The sequence below is a fragment of the Thalassomonas sp. RHCl1 genome (assembly GCF_947387555.1).
Lineage (GTDB): Bacteria > Pseudomonadota > Gammaproteobacteria > Enterobacterales > Alteromonadaceae > Thalassomonas.
Genome location: NZ_CANDNZ010000001.1, coordinates 1,355,589 through 1,372,773 on the forward strand (window position 1 = coordinate 1,355,589; position 17,185 = coordinate 1,372,773).

Genomic DNA, 17,185 nt, shown 5'->3' on the forward strand with positions numbered 1-17,185 from the left:
GTTATTAAGCGATTTTATTACCGCTTTCCGGGTTCTGGTTAACGATTTTGCATAACAAGGTGGTTATGGAAGTAAAATTTGCCGATTATCGATTCTTACCTGAACAGCAGCTTTTATATAAGCATGATCAGCTGATCCCGCTCAAAACTAACCAGGCACGGTTATTGGACTTCTTTTTATCCGATCCCCAAGGCATTCATAGTAAAGACGCCATTATGGACACAGTTTGGCAGGGGAAAGTGGTGTCCGAGCAGGTGGTTTTTCAAACCATCAGCCAGCTAAGGGCGATACTGGGGGATAAAGCCATTTTGACCTTTTCAAAAAAGGGTTATCAATGGCAATTGCCTATTCAGGCCGACAGTGCTCAAGAGTCTGTTGCAGAGGCTGAAACTGCCGGGCTAAAGGGCTGGGGAAAAGGCCATAAATTCGCTTTATTCTCTCTGGCAATCAGCTTATGTCTGTTGGCGGTTTTATTCTTTATTAATAGCTGGCAAAGCACTGGAAACAATGAAGTGTCTTTTCATGTGCTTTACAGCGAAAATAATGCCGAAACCTCGAGGGCACAGTTTAACGACATAGCCAGCCGTGCACTTGAACAAAACCGTGCTTTTTTATCTGACAAAATGCCCTCGAACACTTCGGTCAGGCAGGCATTTGCCGCACCTAAATTAATCTGGCAACAAGCAAACCTGGCCGCCGATAGCTGGCTGATTTGGGGAGATACTTATTCTTCGGAAAAAGGCATATTTGTCCACTTCGGTTTAGCCCGCGACAATACCCGCTGGCAGGGGTACCTGTTTGCCGACGATCCCCGTGAACTGACACAAAAACTGGCCCTCCGCCTGGAACAATTACAGGCGATGGGCTTGTTTTCTCTAACCAATAAGGCTCTGGATATCAACAGCTTAATTTTGATGCAGCAAATCGCCCCTGATGATCCGGATTTACTGCTGTTGCTGGCCAAACATTATATTGGCGTGCAGCACCTGGATGTGGCGCTCACCTACTTGCAAAGGCTGTCAGCACAGGACAGTTCGTATGCTTTTAGTCCCTACCGGGCAAATGCACAGTGGCTGACGGGGAAAATATATAAAATGCGCAGCCAGCATCTTCAAGCAGCCAACAGTCTCGATAGCATGTCGGCCATTTTAGCCGAGACTCCGTTATGGCCGCTGAGTTTTCATAATATCCAAACCAAGGCCTGGCTCGCCTATGAGCAAACCGATTACAATGCCATGCTCAAAACTTTAGAGCAGGGCATTGCCCTTGGCCGCAAGCAGGCAGATGCGTTAACCCTGTTTGAATTACACATTATGTATTCTATCCTGGCGGAAAAGTCGGGTGATGACCATAAAAAATATCTGCATCTTAACGAGGCACAAGCCTTATTGTTAAAACACAAGCTCGATGATTCGAATTTAGCGGTGGTGTATTATCATTTTGCCTTGTTTACCGAAGACAATACCAAGGCCATTCCCTATCTGGAGCGGATATTAACCTTGCCCCGCAGTGCACAAAATTACTGGGTGCAAGACCATGCCTTTGAAATGCTTGTTAACCACCATATTGAGCAGCAAAACTTTGCTGCTGCCCATTCGCTGTTTACCGATCACGCCGAACGGCCTAAAACCTTAGTGTTAAAAGCCAAGCTTTTTCAAGCACAGGAAAAGTCGGGTGAGGCAAAGCCGTTACTGGAAAAAGCATTTGAACTGGCACGGTTAGCGTATGATATTGGCACCGGGATAGAAGCTGCACTGATGTTATATCAAGTCTCCAGCGCCGAGCCCAAACTACGTGCCGAATATCTGGCTTATTTAGAAAGCAATGCCAAACCCGACTGGCTAAAACGGCATAATGCTATCTTAGCCAGCGAATAACAGCTTAGTGGCTGAATTCGAACCAGTCGATCAGCAGCCAGGCTTGGCTGGCTGCGCGGATCTCAAGCGGCTGCTGTGAGGCGATCAGGGATACATCTGCGCTGATTTCGCTAAAAGCATCGGTTTTGCCGCCTGTTAGCCGAGCGACTAAATGCTGGCCTTGCCAGATCTCAAAGCTTGCATCGTCTTGGCTGCGCAGACGCATTTTTAAAGTGCCTTGCCCGCTATAGTCACTGTTAAAATTGAACTTTAACCAGGCCGGAAGAAAGGGTTTTTGGCCAGTGGCATAATGATTTTCATTGGCGGACAAACCAACACTTTGTTCTTGTTTATTGTCCCGAACCCAGATGTGGCGCTTGGCTTGATAATGCTCCGCCTGGATGCGCTCGCCGGGTTTAAATGCTTTATGAACCCCGGCAGAGGCCTCATTGCTTGCCATACTCTCGCCTACGCTTGAATTGGCAAATACGGTATAACTTGCCGGGCCTTTACCTGTGAGCTGATCAATAAAGTTGGTCTCTTTCACCCCGTAGGCAATTTTCTGTGATTTTCGGCTGACTTTGCCTTCAGGGTCAAGGTAACTGCGGTATATCGAGTAGCTGATGTCATCGCCTGCTACCGGCATCCAATTCAATTCGACCTGGTTGTTTTTTAATAGATTCGCCGTCAGCCCGGTTGGACTTACCGGCAGGGATTTAAGCCGCTGGTGGGACTTTTGTGCTTTTTCTTGCGCTTGAGCCAGTCCTTTAATGAAGGAGGCGGTACTGGCGGGTTGTGCTGGCATTTCTTTGCTGTCCAGCACCAGGCGGAATCCTTCGATACTGCCGTAAAAGTCATGTGCTATCCAATCCGGGGTATTTATTCCGCGAGCCTGCCAATGCCAGGCCTCGCCGGCCACGGCATATTCCGCGCAGCCGTTCGGCGCCTTTTCATCGCTTTTGTGACAGGTTTTAAGCAACTCTTTGACATTGCCCATCATGTCGTGCAAGCCGAATTTATTGGCGCGGTACATGCCGACCACAGTATGGTAAACAGCACCGTCGTTACAGTTGGCACTGCTGTCGTAGCGTACCTGGTGATCACGCTTTAAGCCGGCCACATTGGCATAGTCCTCGACATTCTCGTAGTCGCATATTTGTTTCTGGTGATAGTCTTCACCGAAGGCGAAGCGACTTTTATTGCCTTCGGAGGCACCGTAGCGCCATTCATTAAGTTCGGCCAAGCGGTATGGTTTGCCGGTGGTTTCAGCCAGCCACTGTGCATAGGCGATAGCGCCCTGTGTACCGACACAGACCACGGGGCGGTACGGCTCGCTGATCAATTCAGCATCGTCCCAGTTGCCTGGTTTTTCAGGAGAAGGCCATTTGGTTGAGCTAAATAACATACATTTTTGTGGTACCTGGTAGCCGGTTGCTTTAATGAAGCGGTTAAACTCGGCAACTGTAACTTCATATTTACCCATCTGAATATCAATATTGTCTGCAGTATTTGTCAGCGGTACTAATACCGGCTCTATCGGTGTGGTATCGGCGCTAACTGCTGTACTGGCTAATAACAGTAAAGGGGCGAATAGTTTTGGGGGTAATTGTTTCATTTTGTCTCCTTAGTAATCTGCTTGGGAGACTAGCGAACAGAGAGCCGTGAAGTCTTAATCGTATTCTATTTTTGCAGGTATAGAAAATGAATAGAAAAGTTAATCTTTATAATCAATGATTTGTGATGGGTTTTGTTTTGAAGAAAACTGGCTTTACAGCCTGCCTCCGGCTTGTTACTTGCCGGCAATAACTGCAAATATACGATTCGGCTCATGTTTAATGGATGCTTTAATTAAGCAAAATCCGGGTATTATCAGGCTACCGGGTTTAAGACTTGCTGATTACATCTGTTTATTCTGGTAAGCCGTTACCTTTCTCAGGTAATTATCGGAATATAGCCAAGCCGGTGTTAAATTTACCACCTCGCCTAAAAGCATAACTTTCGTTGCCGGATGTCATTCATTTTTTGGCTAAAGTTCCGCATGATCATAAAAGTGAGGGGGCAAGATTAAGTGATTGTTTTAGTTGATTTAAAAATCTATGTTTTTTCTATTTTGCTAAATAATAGCTTTTTGTTAAGACATCTTGCCATGATAGGGCTAGCTTGAGTAAAAAGTAAAACAACAGCCTGGTTATTAAGGTGTCACAGCACTTAAAAGGCACTAGGCTTATTAATATATGCTCAATCAGGAGGGCTCAATGAAACGTCGTGCTTTTATCAAAAGTGGTGTCTTAGGAACTGTCGCCGGTGTATTCACCAGCACTACACAAGCCAAAATGACTACACCCAGTGAGGTTGAAGGACCTTTTTACCCGATCACGCCACAAAAAGATCAAGATGCCGACCTTACCAGGGTGGCCGGAAAATCTGGCGTTGCCAAAGGGGAAATCATTGATGTCTTCGGTCAGGTGTTAGATACAGATTTACAGCCGGTTGAAGGTGTGACCATAGATCTGTGGCAAGCAAATAGTTTCGGTAAGTACCATCATCCCCATGATACCAATTCGGCTCCCGTAGATGAGCATTTTCAAGCCTGGGCGATCCTGCAAAGCGGCACTGAGGGTCGGTTTAAATTTAAAACGGTGATTCCCGGCGCTTATCCGTTAGGTCGCAGCCAACAAAGAACGCCCCATATTCATTTTAAAATTGCTAAAAACGGTTATGTGTCCCTGTTGACACAAATGTACTTTCCCAATCACACCTTAAATGAGCAAGATGGCTTGTTCAAAAGAAAATCTGCTTCGGAACAGGCGATGATGACAGCCAAAGTTGCCGGTAAAAGCAATCAGTATCAATATGATATTATTTTAGAAAAGTTATAGCAGATAATTGGCCTGCGATGTTTCTGGTTCTGTTATTTGAGGTTATCACCTGCCATGCGTTAGCCGTGGTGAGTTAGAAGCAAAAGATGAAGTGATACCGGAAGGTGTTTATCAGTCGCTCCTTTATTATCAGTAAAGGCAGCGACTGACGGTAAGGTGAGTGCTTATTGTTCCATCGGGGTGTTAAAGTTTTCGGATAACTCAAAATCACCGCTCGCAGAAACGACTTTGTCGTTCTCAAATTTTATGGTGAAATCTTTGCGGCTGTTAAACTCTGTACTGCGGCCTGATTTGAACTGATAAACATAATGCCAGGTATCGTCGTTGAAGGCGTCTACCACCACCGGGCTACCTAAGATGAATTTTACCTGTTCTTTGGTCATACCTATTTGTAATTTATCTATGTTCTTTTGTTCAAGGTAGTTACCTTGCGGGATATCGTAGCGGAATACCCAACTTGAACAGCCAGAAAGTGAAAGTATAAAAACGACAGTTAAAATTCGAAACAACATCTACTTAATTTCATCCTATAAAATGTGAATGAGGATAATAACCAAGCCCGCCGCTTTATACAAAATTAATTTACGCTAATTGCACGGCTTTGATTAAAATTCTCTTTTTGTTTATTTGCCGTGCTTGCCTGGCGATTATTTCTTCGCCAATTATTCTATTACTTAGCCTGCCAGGAGCTCCTGTGCATTGGCCAGACTATGTTCGGTAATTTTATCGCCGGCAAGCAAACGGGCAATTTCTTTGATGCGCGCCGGTTCGCTAAGTTCCGTAACTTTTGTTTCTGTGTGCTCGCCGTCGGTTAATTTCGCGACAAATAGCTGTTGATGGCCCTTGCTGGCCACTTGCGGCAAGTGGGTGACACAGATCACCTGGGTATTTTTCGCCAGTTGTTGCAGTTTAGAGCCGACCATGGCAGCGGTCGGGCCGCTGATGCCGACATCCACTTCATCAAAAATCAGGCTGGGAGTGACCACCTTATCCGCCAGGATAACCTGCATGGCTAAACTTATCCGGGAAAGCTCGCCGCCTGAAGCCACCTTGTTCATGGCTTCTAACGGCTGGCCGGGGTTAATGCTGACTAAAAAGCTGACCTCGTCTATGCCGTGTACGGAAAGTTGCTCACTCGTATTTTGTTCAACCCGGGCCTGAAATTCGCCGTGGGGCATATTCAGCTCCTGCATGCTGGTGCTGATCAGGGCGCCGAGTTTTTTCGCCTGCTTCTGTCTGGAGTCCGATAATACTTCGGCTACCTCTAAATAGTTCTGACGGGCTTTTTCAATTTCTTCTCCCATGGCGCTTAACCTGGACTCGTCTGAGCTGATATTGGCGAGCTCCCGGGCTAATTCGCTGTGAAAGTCCGGCAGGTTTTCCGGCGCCAGCTGGTGTTTTTTTGCCAGCTGTATTGCCTGGGAATACCTTTCTTCGAGGAAGTGGAAGGTTTCCGGATCCAGCTCCAGGCGATCGTAGTACTGGCGCAGGTCATTGCAGGCATCGTCAATCTGGATTTGTGCTTCTTCAAGCACTTTGGCAATCGGGCTTAAGCTGTTATCAACGCTGGTTAAGGCGCTCAGACTGTCGCAGCTGCGCCTGAGGGAATCTAAGACGTTAAATTCTTCGTTATCGCTTAGCTGTTGCAGCGACATCAGGGTTTCGTTGAGCAAATGTTGGGAGTTGCTGTAACGCTTGTAATCCGCTTCCAGGGTTTCAAACTCGCCCGGTTGCAGGGCAAATTCATCCAGTTCGCTGACCTGGTATTGCAGTAATTGCTGTTTGGCGTCGCGCTGTAATTTATTTTCCTGCAGTTGTTTCAGCTCTGCGGTGAGTTCACGCCATTTCTGGTGGTGGTATTTTACATCGTCCATCAGGTGCTGGTGGCCGGCATAATCGTCAAGCATGCGGCGCTGCTCGACGGCTTTAACGATTTGCTGGTGGTCGTGCTGGCCGTGGATATTGATCAATAGTTGTCCCAGCTCTTTTAACTGGGCAAGGGGTACCTGAGAGCCGTTGATATAAGCGCGGGATCTGCCTTCGGCGGAAACCACCCGGCGCAGAATACATTCATCGTCACCGTTGAGATCGTGTTGTTTAAGCCACTTGTTTGCCGCCGGATTGGCTAAAACGCCAAACACTGCCGACAATTCTGCTTTTTTGCAGCCGGGGCGCACCACGTTAGTTAATGCCCGCTCACCTAAACATAATCCCAGGGCGTCGATGGCGATGGATTTACCGGCGCCGGTTTCCCCGGTGATCGTGGTCATGCCGTGATTCCAGTCGATGTCCAGGGAACGGACAATGGCAAAATTTTGTATGTTTAAATGTAAAAGCATCAGCTATCTCTAACGAAAAAACCAGTTACTGGTAATTTATACAGTAACTGGTTTTTTCGCAAGTTATTTTTTAGACGTTTTTGCTCAAAGAGGGCATTAACAGGGTTAGTAGAGTTTGTTGCCCCAGCTGAGTTTGTTTCTCAGGACATTGAAATAATCATGATCCAGCGGGTGTATCAGGCGCAGTGTATACTCACTTTTCTTAATAATGACTTCATCACCCGGCATCACCGCTAAAATGACATGACCGTCGCAGCTGACCTGTAAATTTTCATAATTCTCGTTCGCCAGGATCAGTTTTATTTCACTGCTGCCGTCAACCACTATCGGGCGACTGGTAAGGGTATGGGGGAACATAGGTACTAACGACAGTGCATTTAAACCCGGGGTTAAAATCGGGCCGCCGGCGGACATCGAATAGGCGGTGGAGCCTGTCGGGGTTGAGATGATCAAACCGTCTGAGCGCTGGCTGAACATAAAGCTGCCGTCGATATAAACCTCAAACTCGATCATATTGGCGACTTTACCGGCGTGCACTACAGCTTCATTGACCGCGCTGTTGGAGCTTTTCAGTTTGCCGTGGCGATAAACTTCCGCTTCGATAACAAAGCGTTGTTCACTGCGGGACTCACCGCGTAATATTGCTTCAAGCGGGGGAATAAGGTTGTCCGGGGCTAAGTCTGTTAAAAAGCCGAGATTGCCGCGGTTGACGCCGATGACGCCAATTTTATAACCCGCCAGTACCCGGGCGGCGCCGAGCATATAACCGTCACCGCCTACCACTATCGCCAGCTCTGCCTGCTCGCCTATCTGCATCAGGCTGTGCTTGGCAATATTATCAATGCGGATAAAAGGGGCTACCGAGCTTTCGACCAGGACGTTATAGTTATTTTCAATTAAATACTTATATAAGGTCTCTATGGTGGCGCTGGTACCGTCATGATGTGGTTTGCCGATTAACCCTATGGTTTTATATAGCTGGGTCATATAGTGTAAATGCTTTATTTTCTTCTCGTTATGGGCAGTGTCGCCGTATTTTCCCCTGTTGTAAAGTTGACTTTTTACTAAATGATCGACTTTATGCTTGAATCATGAAAACTAATCCCCATAATTAGCACAATTGGAGTTTACCCTTGGAGTTTTTATGACAACTGAGTCTACCGATAACCAAAAAACTGCAGAAGAGATCGCTGCAGAAGAAATCATTCAACAAGCCGAAGATCAATTAGAAGAAACCTTAGGCGCTGCTGCCGCTACCATCAGCCCTGAGCTGGAAAAGATCAATGAGCTTGAGTTGTCTTTAGCTGCCGCCCAGGCAACCGTTGCCGACCAGAAAGATTCTGTCGTGCGCGCCAAAGCCGAAGTGGATAACATCCGCCGCCGCGCTGCCCAGGATGTTGAAAAAGCACGTAAGTTTGCTTTAGAGAAATTTGCCGCAGAATTACTGCCGGTGATCGACAACATGGAACGCGCCATTGCCAGCGTTAATGTTGAAGACGAAACACAAAAAGCCATTGCTGAAGGTGTTGAACTGACCCTGCAAAGCTTGCTGTCTGCCATCAACAAGTTCGGTGTTACCGCTGTTGACCCGCAAGACCAGCCGTTTAACCCTGAATTGCACCAGGCAATGTCGATGCAGGAAGTTGAAGGTGTTGCCCCTAATACCGTTATTGCTGTCATGCAAAAAGGTTACGAGCTTAACGGCCGTTTAATTCGTCCTGCCATGGTTATGGTGTCTAAAGCTGCGCCGAGTGTTGATACTTCCGCCTAAGCCAATACGCTAACTCTTTCTTAAAAGCCAGTTTCGACTGGCTTTTTTTATGCTCGCTACTTTTCTTTTGCTTTTTCTTCGGCTTTTTCTTTGGTATTGGCACAGAAGCCAACCAAAGCAGGATGGTGTTGTTAACAAGCTTCACTTCAGCTATGAACTTAATACCTCGATTTAGTTTTGAACAACTAATATTAAAAGAGTGCAGGGCAATGGATTGGGCCGTATCGTGATTTTGGACATTCAAATGGCAAATTTCAACGTAAATAAGGCTGAAAGTGGTGTCCTTCGCCGCTGTTGGAAATCTTCAACCGTTTTTGTGTATTGCAACGCTTTATTCTTGCTCTTGCTGTTATTCCCTATGACTTGCCAGGCGGAAAAAATCATCCCGGTTTGGAGTTATCATCAGTCACCTCCCTTTATTACCGGCGAAGGGCAGGGGCTTACCTATGACTTTGTTGAGCTATTGAATAGGCAGTTATCGGGAAAGTACCGGCTGGAGCTCACCCTTATGCCCCGTAACCGGCTGGATATGTATTTAGCTTCAAGGAAACAAGGAGCCGTGTTGTTTGTTAATGCGAAATGGATGGATGACAGAGCACAGACTAAGTATTTCTGGGGGCCTGAGATTATGGCCGACAGCAATGCTATTATTTCACCCAGAAAGCATCCGATAGTGTATGACGGCACGGCAAAATCCCTTCGAGGTTTGGTCTTTGCCGGTGTCCGGGGGCATTATTATGTTGGTTTGGAAGCGGATATGCGTGAAAATCGTATACACCGCATTGATACCAAGTCAGAAGCTGCCAGCATTAAAAGTATGCTGGCCGGGCGGGTAGATGTAACTTCCATGCCAGCTTCAACCTTAAAGTATTTTATGAAATCTATGTCATTAGCAGGCCAGATATATACCTCACCAAGGCCCCTGATGCCATATAGTCGCCATATCATGCTGACAAAATCTTTGCTGGTTGAACACAAACTGCTGCAAAAGCAGGTTTTGGCTTTGAAGAGCAATCCTGACTGGAAAGCGATTTTAATTAAATATGGCCTTTTAGCGGATCCAAATAAAAATTGGCATGGGGAAATACAGCCGGGAATTTTTGACTGTTGGTGATGTATCTGTTTGAAAAATAAGGTTTGTTTGTTTTTCTTTATTCCACAGTAAATATATGGGCATAACTTTTTGCAAAAACTTGTGACATTTTTTTATTTTTTCTATTGAAAACGATTTTCCCGCCCCCACTAACTGTTCATCAACAGAATTAATCTTTATTTTATATATTTCGGAGATCCTCAAGATGGGCAAAATTATTGGTATTGACCTAGGGACAACTAACTCATGTGTTGCGGTACTTGACGGCGACAGCGCTCGTGTAATTGAAAATGCTGAAGGTGATCGTACAACCCCTTCTATCATTGCTTACACAGAAGAAGGTGAAACTCTAGTAGGCCAACCAGCTAAGCGTCAATCAGTAACGAACCCTAAAAATACATTATTCGCCATCAAGCGTTTAATCGGTCGTCGTTTCGAAGACAAAGAAGTTCAGCGTGATATCGACATCATGCCTTTTGGTATCGTTAAAGCCGACAACGGTGATGCCTGGGTTAGCGCCAAAGACAACAATGTAGCGCCACCACAAGTTTCTGCAGAAGTTTTGAAGAAAATGAAAAAAACGGCTGAAGACTACTTAGGTGAAACAGTAACGGAAGCGGTAATTACCGTTCCTGCTTACTTTAACGATTCACAGCGTCAGGCGACTAAAGATGCCGGTCGTATCGCAGGTCTTGAAGTTAAGCGTATCATCAACGAACCTACTGCTGCTGCCCTTGCTTACGGCATGGACAAGCAAAAAGGCGACAAAGTGGTTGCCGTATATGACTTAGGTGGTGGTACTTTCGATATTTCAATCATCGAAATCGATGAAGTTGAAGGCGAGCACACGTTTGAAGTATTAGCGACTAACGGTGACACTCACTTAGGTGGTGAAGATTTCGATAACCGTTTAATCAACTACCTTGTAGCTGAATTCAAGAAAGACCAGGGCATGGACTTAACCACTGACCCACTGGCAATGCAGCGTTTAAAAGAAGCTGCTGAAAAAGCCAAATGTGAGCTTTCTTCTGCACAACAAACTGATGTTAACCTGCCTTACATCACGGCTGACGCCAGTGGTCCTAAGCACATGAACATCAAAGTTACCCGTGCCAAGTTAGAGTCTTTAGTTGAAGACATGGTACAGGCGACATTAGAGCCGTTAAAAATTGCTCTTAAAGATTCAGACCTTTCAGTAAGTGACGTTGATGACGTTATCTTAGTTGGTGGTCAAACCCGTATGCCTATGGTACAAAAAGCGGTAACTGACTTCTTCGGCAAAGAGCCACGTAAAGACGTTAACCCTGATGAAGCGGTTGCTGCCGGTGCTGCAGTACAAGCCGGTGTACTTTCCGGTGACGTAACTGACGTATTACTACTTGACGTTACACCATTATCCTTAGGTATTGAAACTATGGGTGGTGTGATGACTAAGGTTATCGACAAGAACACCACTATCCCGACCAAACAGTCTCAAACGTTCTCAACGGCTGATGATAACCAGGCGGCGGTAACGGTTCACGTAGTACAAGGTGAGCGTAAGCAAGCGGCTTCTAACAAATCTCTTGGTCAGTTCAACCTTGAAGGTATCGACCCGGCACCACGCGGTGTACCGCAAATCGAAGTAACCTTCGATATTGATGCCGACGGTATCTTGCACGTAACAGCAAAAGATAAGAACACAGGTAAAGAGCAGAAGATCACCATTAAAGCCTCTTCAGGTTTATCCGATGAAGAAGTAGAACAAATGGTACGCGACGCGGAAGCGAATGCCGATGAAGATGCCAAGTTTGAAGAACTGGTTCAGTCTCGTAACCAGGCTGACGGTATGGTTCACGCTACTCGCAAGCAAATCGAAGAAGCCGGTGATGACTTACCAGCGGAAGACAAAGAGAAGCTTGAAGCTGCGTTAACTGAACTTGAAGAAGCAATCAAAGGCGACGACAAAGAAGCCATCGATGCCAAGTCTCAGGCAGTGATCGAAGCGTCACAGAAGTTAATGGAAATTGCTCAGGCGAAAGCCCAGGCTCAAGGCGGCGCCGCTCCTGAAGGTGCAGCACCAGAAGCCGATGCCGGTAGCGCTCCAGCTGATGACGTAGTTGATGCTGAATTTGAAGAAGTTAAAGACGATAACAAGTAATCGTTAGCTCCTTTAAATTACATTGATGTTAAAGCGCTGGTTTAATCCCCGGCGCTTTATGCTTTAAAAAACAGCTAAATAAAATGAAGTAAACAAGAAGCCTATTTATGTCAAAACGCGATTATTATGAAGTGCTTGGGGTCGGAAAAGATGCCAGTGAGCGCGATATCAAGAAGGCCTATAAGCGCCTGGCGATGAAGTTTCACCCGGACCGTACCAAGGGCGATAAATCAAAAGAAGAGCAATTCAAAGAAGTAAAAGAAGCTTATGAAGTGCTTAACGATGATCAAAAACGTGCTGCCTATGATCAGTACGGCCATGCTGCCTTCCAGCAGGGCGGTCACGGCGGTGGCGGCTTCGGCGGCGGTCAGGACTTTGGTGATATCTTCGGCGATGTTTTCGGCGATATCTTCGGTGGTGGTCGCCGTGGTGGCGGTCAGTCACGTGCGCGTCGCGGCTCTGATTTACGCTATAACCTGGAAATTACCCTTGAAGAAGCGGTGAAAGGTAAAACCGTTGAAATCAAGGTACCGACCTTTGTCAGCTGTGATCCTTGTGACGGCACCGGCGCGAAAAAAGGCACTAAACCGACTTCTTGTCCTACTTGTCACGGTCACGGCCAGGTACAGATGCGCCAGGGTCTGTTTGCGGTTCAGCAAACTTGTCCTACCTGTAGCGGTAAAGGTAAGATCATTTCTGACCCTTGTAAGTCTTGTCGCGGCCAGGGCCGTGTTGAGAAGAACAAGACCCTTTCAGTTAAGATCCCACCGGGTGTAGATACCGGCGACAGAATTCGCTTATCCGGTGAAGGGGAAGCGGGTGAGCACGGTGCACCGGCCGGTGATTTATACGTACAAACCAATGTTAAAGATCACCCGATTTTTGTCCGTGAAGAAAACCACTTGTACTGTGAAGTGCCGATCAGCTTCAGCACCGCGGCTTTAGGCGGCGATATCGAAGTGCCGACCCTTGAAGGTAAAGTGAAACTGAAAATCCCTAAAGAAACGCAAACCGGTAAGATGTTCCGTCTGCGCGGTAAAGGGGTTAAGTCGGTACGCAGCCATTCAACCGGTGATTTGATGTGTAAAGTGGTTGTTGAAACACCGGTGAACCTGTCTGCCGAGCAAATGTCTTTGCTTGAGCAACTGGAAACCAATATCAACAAAAAAGCGGCTCATCACAGACCGAAAGAAACCGGCTTCTTTGACGGTGTGAAGAAATTCTTTGATGATCTGAAAAGCTAAAGCTTAGTCAGATAAGTTGTTTTAAAAAACCAGTCGCCTGACTGGTTTTTTGTTTTCTGGGATAAGAAAAACCGCTCGCCAAAAGTACTGGCTTTTTAGTCAAAATTCTCAAGCGCTCTTTGCCACTTGCCGGAATTTACCGGGGAGACAGGCATGATAAAAGTTAGTAATTTCTCATATTTTCATGTGGTTAAATTATGAAATGAATTTTTATATTTAAATAGGTTTTCTTGTGACATAATATGTCGCAATTATTTGTGATTAAACCTTTTAACCTATAAGGAGCCCTATGGCCATTTCAACGATTCAGTCTTTCTTAAAAAAAGAGGAGGCCAGTGGCATTATTTTAATGTTTGCTGCTGTGTTTGCCATGATATTGGCAAATTCCCCCTGGTCAAGTTGGTATGATTTGTTACTCGATCTTCCCGTGGTGGTGGCCGTAGGCAGTTTTGAAATAGCCAAACCTTTGCTGTTATGGATCAATGATGGTTTGATGGCGTTATTCTTTTTCCTGGTGGGCTTAGAGCTTAAGCGGGAGTTTATTGAGGGGGATCTCTCTCAGCCGGGGCAGGTGGCCTTGCCGGCCATAGGCGCGGTTGGCGGTATGCTGGTGCCTGCCTTGTTTTACGTGGGATTAAATTATGACAATGCCGATGCGTTAAACGGTTGGGCCATACCCACAGCCACAGATATCGCCTTTGCCCTGGGGATCCTGGCCATCGTCGGGTCTAAGGTGCCGCTGCAGCTCAAGGTCTTTTTGACCTCCTTGGCTATTTTTGATGACTTGGGCGCCATTATTATTATTGCGCTTTTCTATACTGACCAGCTGTCGATGCTGTCGCTGATTGTGGCAGCTGTTGTCATCAGTATTTTATTTGGCCTGAACAAGCGGGGCGTGACCACAACTTCTCCCTATATTTTCTTTGGTATTGTGTTATGGGTCGCGGTATTAAAATCCGGGGTGCATGCCACTTTAGCCGGGGTAGTGCTGGCGTTTTTTATCCCGATTAAAGGTAAAGGCGATGAGCCGTCGCCGCTTAAATCATTAGAGGATAACCTACATTCCATGGTGGCCTTTATTGTTTTGCCGATTTTTGCTTTTGCCAATGCCGGGATTGACTTTGCCGGTGTCGGCTTGCAGGAAGTGGCAGCCCCTGTGCCGTTAGGCATTATTCTAGGCCTGGTTGTCGGTAAGCAATTGGGGGTATTTGGGCTTTGTTTTGTCGCTATTAAATTCGGTTTTGCCAAATTACCTGCCAATGTTAATTGGCAATTATTGTATGGCGCCTCCTTGTTATGTGGTGTCGGCTTTACCATGAGTTTATTTATCGGCTCGTTGGCTTTCGAGCAGGGCACGGGGAATTTGCTGTTCCAGGACCGATTGGGGATAGTAATAGGCTCGCTGATTTCCGGTGTTCTGGGTTACGTGGTGATCAAACACGCGGTAGCTAGATTGACCGTCAATAGTTGATATTCAGTTATCAGTTGTCAGGGCGGGGGAGCTCCGCCTTTTGCTGTTCCCCCTGCACTAGTTTGCCTGCTATTTACCGTTTTATAGGAATCATCATCCGGGGGATAGCACCAAACGGTCTGTTTTCCCGGAGTTATTGCTCCCTATTTTTTTTGGCTTTTAGTGGCTTCCTTTCGTTTTGCTTTGTGTGTTAATTTCATCTGTATATATTGTCAATAAATTGGTTACATGAGCTAATCAATTTATGGTAGTTTATTAACATTTTTCATTTCTATCGAAGGAGGTTATCCGGTATTAAATCAGATGTGGTAGTGAGCTAATTTAAGCCGTAGGAGAGTCGATGGAAGTCGAAATAAAAAAATTATTATATATAGCACACAGTGAGCAGCGCTCTGCTGAAGCGCGTAAGATTTATGATTTGGTCGTCAAGGAATGCAATAAGTGGGAATCGGCTGGCGGCAAGGAAAAAGCGGTTATCTTTAAAGCTTGTGCACTTAGCTATAGTGCCCTGGAAGAAAAAAATCAGAACCTTCGCAGTCAAAAATGGACAAAAGCCTTTAATGTCCTGGAGGCTCACCTTAAGGACCCTGTCGGTGTTGAGCTTGCTGAAACTTACGGCATGTTGGCGATTGATTTTCTGCAGGACCCGTTTACCGGCGCTTTTGCAGGGGAAAAAAAAGCCGCTTTGAGGAAAGGCAAGAGCTATGTCGATAAAGCGATTAAGGGAGTAAATGAACCTTACGAGCGAGCCAGGCTTTTAGCCAGAAAAGCTTCTTTGCTCCGTCACTTGAGTAAATTTGAACCCAGAGGAAAGCAGACTCCGGATATGCTTCAGGTAGGCTGGCGTTGTGCGAATAAAGCGGTGACAACCGATAAAAATGAATTTACGGTTTTGGAACTGGCCCAGTGCGAATATGCCCTTGCCCGTTATGAGCAGACAGATCTGGCATATACCCAGAGGCTGGAGCAGGCTGAAAAGTTATTTAAAGATGATGTCTTAAAAGAATCCCAGCTTGATATCTTATACCTGCCGTCATTTTACCGCTATACCTACCGCCAGCTGGATGCTTGTGAGTATTACCAGAGTGCGTTAAAACAGTTAAAACATGTACGCCGGATCATAAAAGAAGCCTATGTGTACGCTGAGGCTGCCATTCAGTTGTGGTATGGAGAATATCCCGAGCCTGTTGTGACCAAGCATTTAATGAATGCGCAACTCTTGCTGGAAGAAGCCTTAACGGATGGTTATGCCGATGCCAGGACTATTATTTCTTTGGCTGTGATCAAGACAATACTGACGGATGTTGAATCTGGTTGCATTATCCTGGGTGAACTTGGCCTTGAGGGCGAAGGGCTTGACTGGGAAAAAACCATTTCACTGGTCTTGACATTAGAGCCTGACTCTTCGGATTTAATTACTCAGGGTTTTGCTTTTGGTATTACCCAAAGCTCGGTTTTAACAAGTTTAGGCACTTTTTCAGCAAGGTTTCTGCAGAATCTACCGCTGGCTGAGTCTCTGTATCGAACAGCTGTCAGGTGGAATAATAAAAGTCCTATCGCCTTAACCAATCTGGCCCGTTTTCTGGTTCGTAATGATGGTGACCTGGCTGAAGCTGAGCGTTTATTACAAAAGGCACAAAACTTTGCGGACCGAAGGTTTAAATGGTGGCGGGTTGTCCTGGCAGAGTTGCAGGAGAAAAAACTCACCCGGCAAAAGCCCGTAAATGCTGACGGCCATAATGTTTTATCTGTGGCTAAGGGAGCAGATTTTAAAGAGCTGAAATTACGGTACCAGGCGCTTGCGGCAGAAAGTAATCCGCAAAAACGCGGCTACGGGCTGGAAAAGCTGATTTATGATTTGGCGACTCTTACATTCGGGACCGAATTTGCCAAACCCTCATATAAGATCAGTCAGCCGCATTCGGCATTGTCCCAGCAAATTGACGGTTATTTGGAAAGTGGCGGGGATAAATATCGGATTGAATGTAAATGGCTGAAGGATCCGGTGGATCATACCGATATCAATAACTTTGCCGCTAAGCTTGATGTGGTAAATGTTTCCGGACTTTTTATTTCCATGAGAGGTTTTACCGAGGGGGCCATAGAAGCCGCGGCTAGGTTGAAAAATGAAAAAGCGATACTTTTAATGGACGGAGAGGAAGTAGAAGAATTATTTCTTAAGTTTATGAATTTTAATCAGGCTTTAATAAGTAAAAGGCAGCAGTTTAACTTTAACTCCAAGGTTTATTATAAACTGACACAGGATAGCGAACTTTTGGAAGGTATTAATGAATAAACCGGTACTTCGGGAGTTCCAGGTGAGTATTCTCCTGGGCGGCAGGTGAATATCGGTTTCCTGGTTTTTGGGCGCACTACTGTTTGAGTAATATAG

General features: G+C 46.0%; 12 protein-coding genes. 8 read left to right on the forward strand and 4 right to left on the reverse strand.

The features are described 5' to 3' along the window. Positions 1 to 65 precede the first annotated feature (65 nt). Positions 66 to 1,877 carry a winged helix-turn-helix domain-containing protein gene (locus QL234_RS05935; protein WP_281556904.1) on the forward strand — a complete coding sequence of 604 codons (1,812 nt, stop codon included), beginning with the start codon at positions 66 to 68 and terminating at the stop codon, positions 1,875 to 1,877. Positions 1,878 to 1,881: 4 nt separating this feature from the next. Here the strand turns inward: QL234_RS05935 and QL234_RS05940 are convergent, their stop codons facing one another. After that, the gene (locus QL234_RS05940) at positions 1,882 to 3,471 is read right to left on the reverse strand and encodes an SUMF1/EgtB/PvdO family nonheme iron enzyme (protein ID WP_281556905.1); all 1,590 of its coding nucleotides are present in this window, start codon (positions 3,469 to 3,471) and stop codon (positions 1,882 to 1,884) included. 640 nt (positions 3,472 to 4,111) lie between these two features. On the opposite strand from QL234_RS05940, the gene QL234_RS05945 reads away from it, so the two are divergent. After that, positions 4,112 to 4,735, forward strand: coding sequence for a protocatechuate 3,4-dioxygenase (locus tag QL234_RS05945; protein ID WP_281556906.1), 624 nt, complete (start codon positions 4,112 to 4,114; stop codon positions 4,733 to 4,735). A 164-nt stretch (positions 4,736 to 4,899) separates the two neighbouring features. On the opposite strand, the gene QL234_RS05950 is transcribed toward QL234_RS05945, so the two are convergent. The 3 genes from QL234_RS05950 to nadK all read right to left on the reverse strand — a co-directional run bounded on the left by QL234_RS05950 (position 4,900) and on the right by nadK (position 8,061). Continuing rightward, the gene (locus QL234_RS05950; protein WP_281556907.1) at positions 4,900 to 5,247 is read right to left on the reverse strand and encodes an outer membrane protein assembly factor BamE; all 348 of its coding nucleotides are present in this window, start codon (positions 5,245 to 5,247) and stop codon (positions 4,900 to 4,902) included. Positions 5,248 to 5,409: 162 nt separating this feature from the next. After that, positions 5,410 to 7,074 (reverse strand): DNA repair protein RecN, encoded by a 1,665-nt coding sequence (gene recN, locus QL234_RS05955; protein ID WP_281556908.1) that lies wholly within the window; start codon positions 7,072 to 7,074, stop codon positions 5,410 to 5,412. A gap of 105 nt (positions 7,075 to 7,179) precedes the next feature. Next, positions 7,180 to 8,061: an NAD(+) kinase gene (nadK, locus tag QL234_RS05960; protein WP_281556909.1), complete on the reverse strand. Its 882-nt coding sequence runs from the start codon at positions 8,059 to 8,061 to the stop codon at positions 7,180 to 7,182. Between the two features lie 157 nt (positions 8,062 to 8,218). Between nadK and grpE the strand changes: the two genes are divergently transcribed. The 6 genes from grpE (at position 8,219) to QL234_RS05990 (ending at position 17,089) form a co-directional block, all read left to right on the forward strand. Then, complete coding sequence (gene grpE / locus QL234_RS05965) at positions 8,219 to 8,845, forward strand: nucleotide exchange factor GrpE (RefSeq protein WP_281556910.1); 627 nt, start codon at positions 8,219 to 8,221, stop codon at positions 8,843 to 8,845. Positions 8,846 to 9,203: 358 nt separating this feature from the next. After that, a complete protein-coding gene (locus tag QL234_RS05970; RefSeq protein WP_348650704.1) occupies positions 9,204 to 9,959 on the forward strand; it encodes a transporter substrate-binding domain-containing protein in 756 nt (251 codons plus the stop codon). A 184-nt stretch (positions 9,960 to 10,143) separates the two neighbouring features. Beyond that, positions 10,144 to 12,078: a molecular chaperone DnaK gene (gene dnaK, locus QL234_RS05975; protein ID WP_044832452.1), complete on the forward strand. Its 1,935-nt coding sequence runs from the start codon at positions 10,144 to 10,146 to the stop codon at positions 12,076 to 12,078. Positions 12,079 to 12,185: 107 nt separating this feature from the next. Beyond that, complete coding sequence (dnaJ, locus tag QL234_RS05980; RefSeq protein ID WP_281556912.1) at positions 12,186 to 13,322, forward strand: molecular chaperone DnaJ; 1,137 nt, start codon at positions 12,186 to 12,188, stop codon at positions 13,320 to 13,322. Positions 13,323 to 13,611: 289 nt separating this feature from the next. Next, entirely contained in the window at positions 13,612 to 14,793 is a 1,182-nt protein-coding gene (gene nhaA / locus QL234_RS05985; protein ID WP_281556913.1) for a Na+/H+ antiporter NhaA, read from the forward strand. A 340-nt stretch (positions 14,794 to 15,133) separates the two neighbouring features. Beyond that, complete coding sequence (locus QL234_RS05990; protein ID WP_281556914.1) at positions 15,134 to 17,089, forward strand: restriction endonuclease; 1,956 nt, start codon at positions 15,134 to 15,136, stop codon at positions 17,087 to 17,089. Positions 17,090 to 17,185: the final 96 nt, after the last annotated feature.

What these genes read in the sequence shown, in the direction of transcription:
- grpE (WP_281556910.1), top strand. Translation starts at nt 8,219, where the DNA reads ATGACAACTGAGTCTACCGATAACCAAAAAACTGCAGAAGAGATCGCT.
- QL234_RS05940 (WP_281556905.1), bottom strand. Translation starts at nt 3,471, where the DNA reads ATGAAACAATTACCCCCAAAACTATTCGCCCCTTTACTGTTATTAGCC.
- nadK (WP_281556909.1), bottom strand. Translation starts at nt 8,061, where the DNA reads ATGACCCAGCTATATAAAACCATAGGGTTAATCGGCAAACCACATCAT.
- dnaK (WP_044832452.1), top strand. Translation starts at nt 10,144, where the DNA reads ATGGGCAAAATTATTGGTATTGACCTAGGGACAACTAACTCATGTGTT.
- QL234_RS05935 (WP_281556904.1), top strand. Translation starts at nt 66, where the DNA reads ATGGAAGTAAAATTTGCCGATTATCGATTCTTACCTGAACAGCAGCTT.
- dnaJ (WP_281556912.1), top strand. Translation starts at nt 12,186, where the DNA reads ATGTCAAAACGCGATTATTATGAAGTGCTTGGGGTCGGAAAAGATGCC.
- recN (WP_281556908.1), bottom strand. Translation starts at nt 7,074, where the DNA reads ATGCTTTTACATTTAAACATACAAAATTTTGCCATTGTCCGTTCCCTG.
- QL234_RS05970 (WP_348650704.1), top strand. Translation starts at nt 9,204, where the DNA reads ATGACTTGCCAGGCGGAAAAAATCATCCCGGTTTGGAGTTATCATCAG.
- QL234_RS05950 (WP_281556907.1), bottom strand. Translation starts at nt 5,247, where the DNA reads ATGTTGTTTCGAATTTTAACTGTCGTTTTTATACTTTCACTTTCTGGC.
- nhaA (WP_281556913.1), top strand. Translation starts at nt 13,612, where the DNA reads ATGGCCATTTCAACGATTCAGTCTTTCTTAAAAAAAGAGGAGGCCAGT.
- QL234_RS05990 (WP_281556914.1), top strand. Translation starts at nt 15,134, where the DNA reads ATGGAAGTCGAAATAAAAAAATTATTATATATAGCACACAGTGAGCAG.
- QL234_RS05945 (WP_281556906.1), top strand. Translation starts at nt 4,112, where the DNA reads ATGAAACGTCGTGCTTTTATCAAAAGTGGTGTCTTAGGAACTGTCGCC.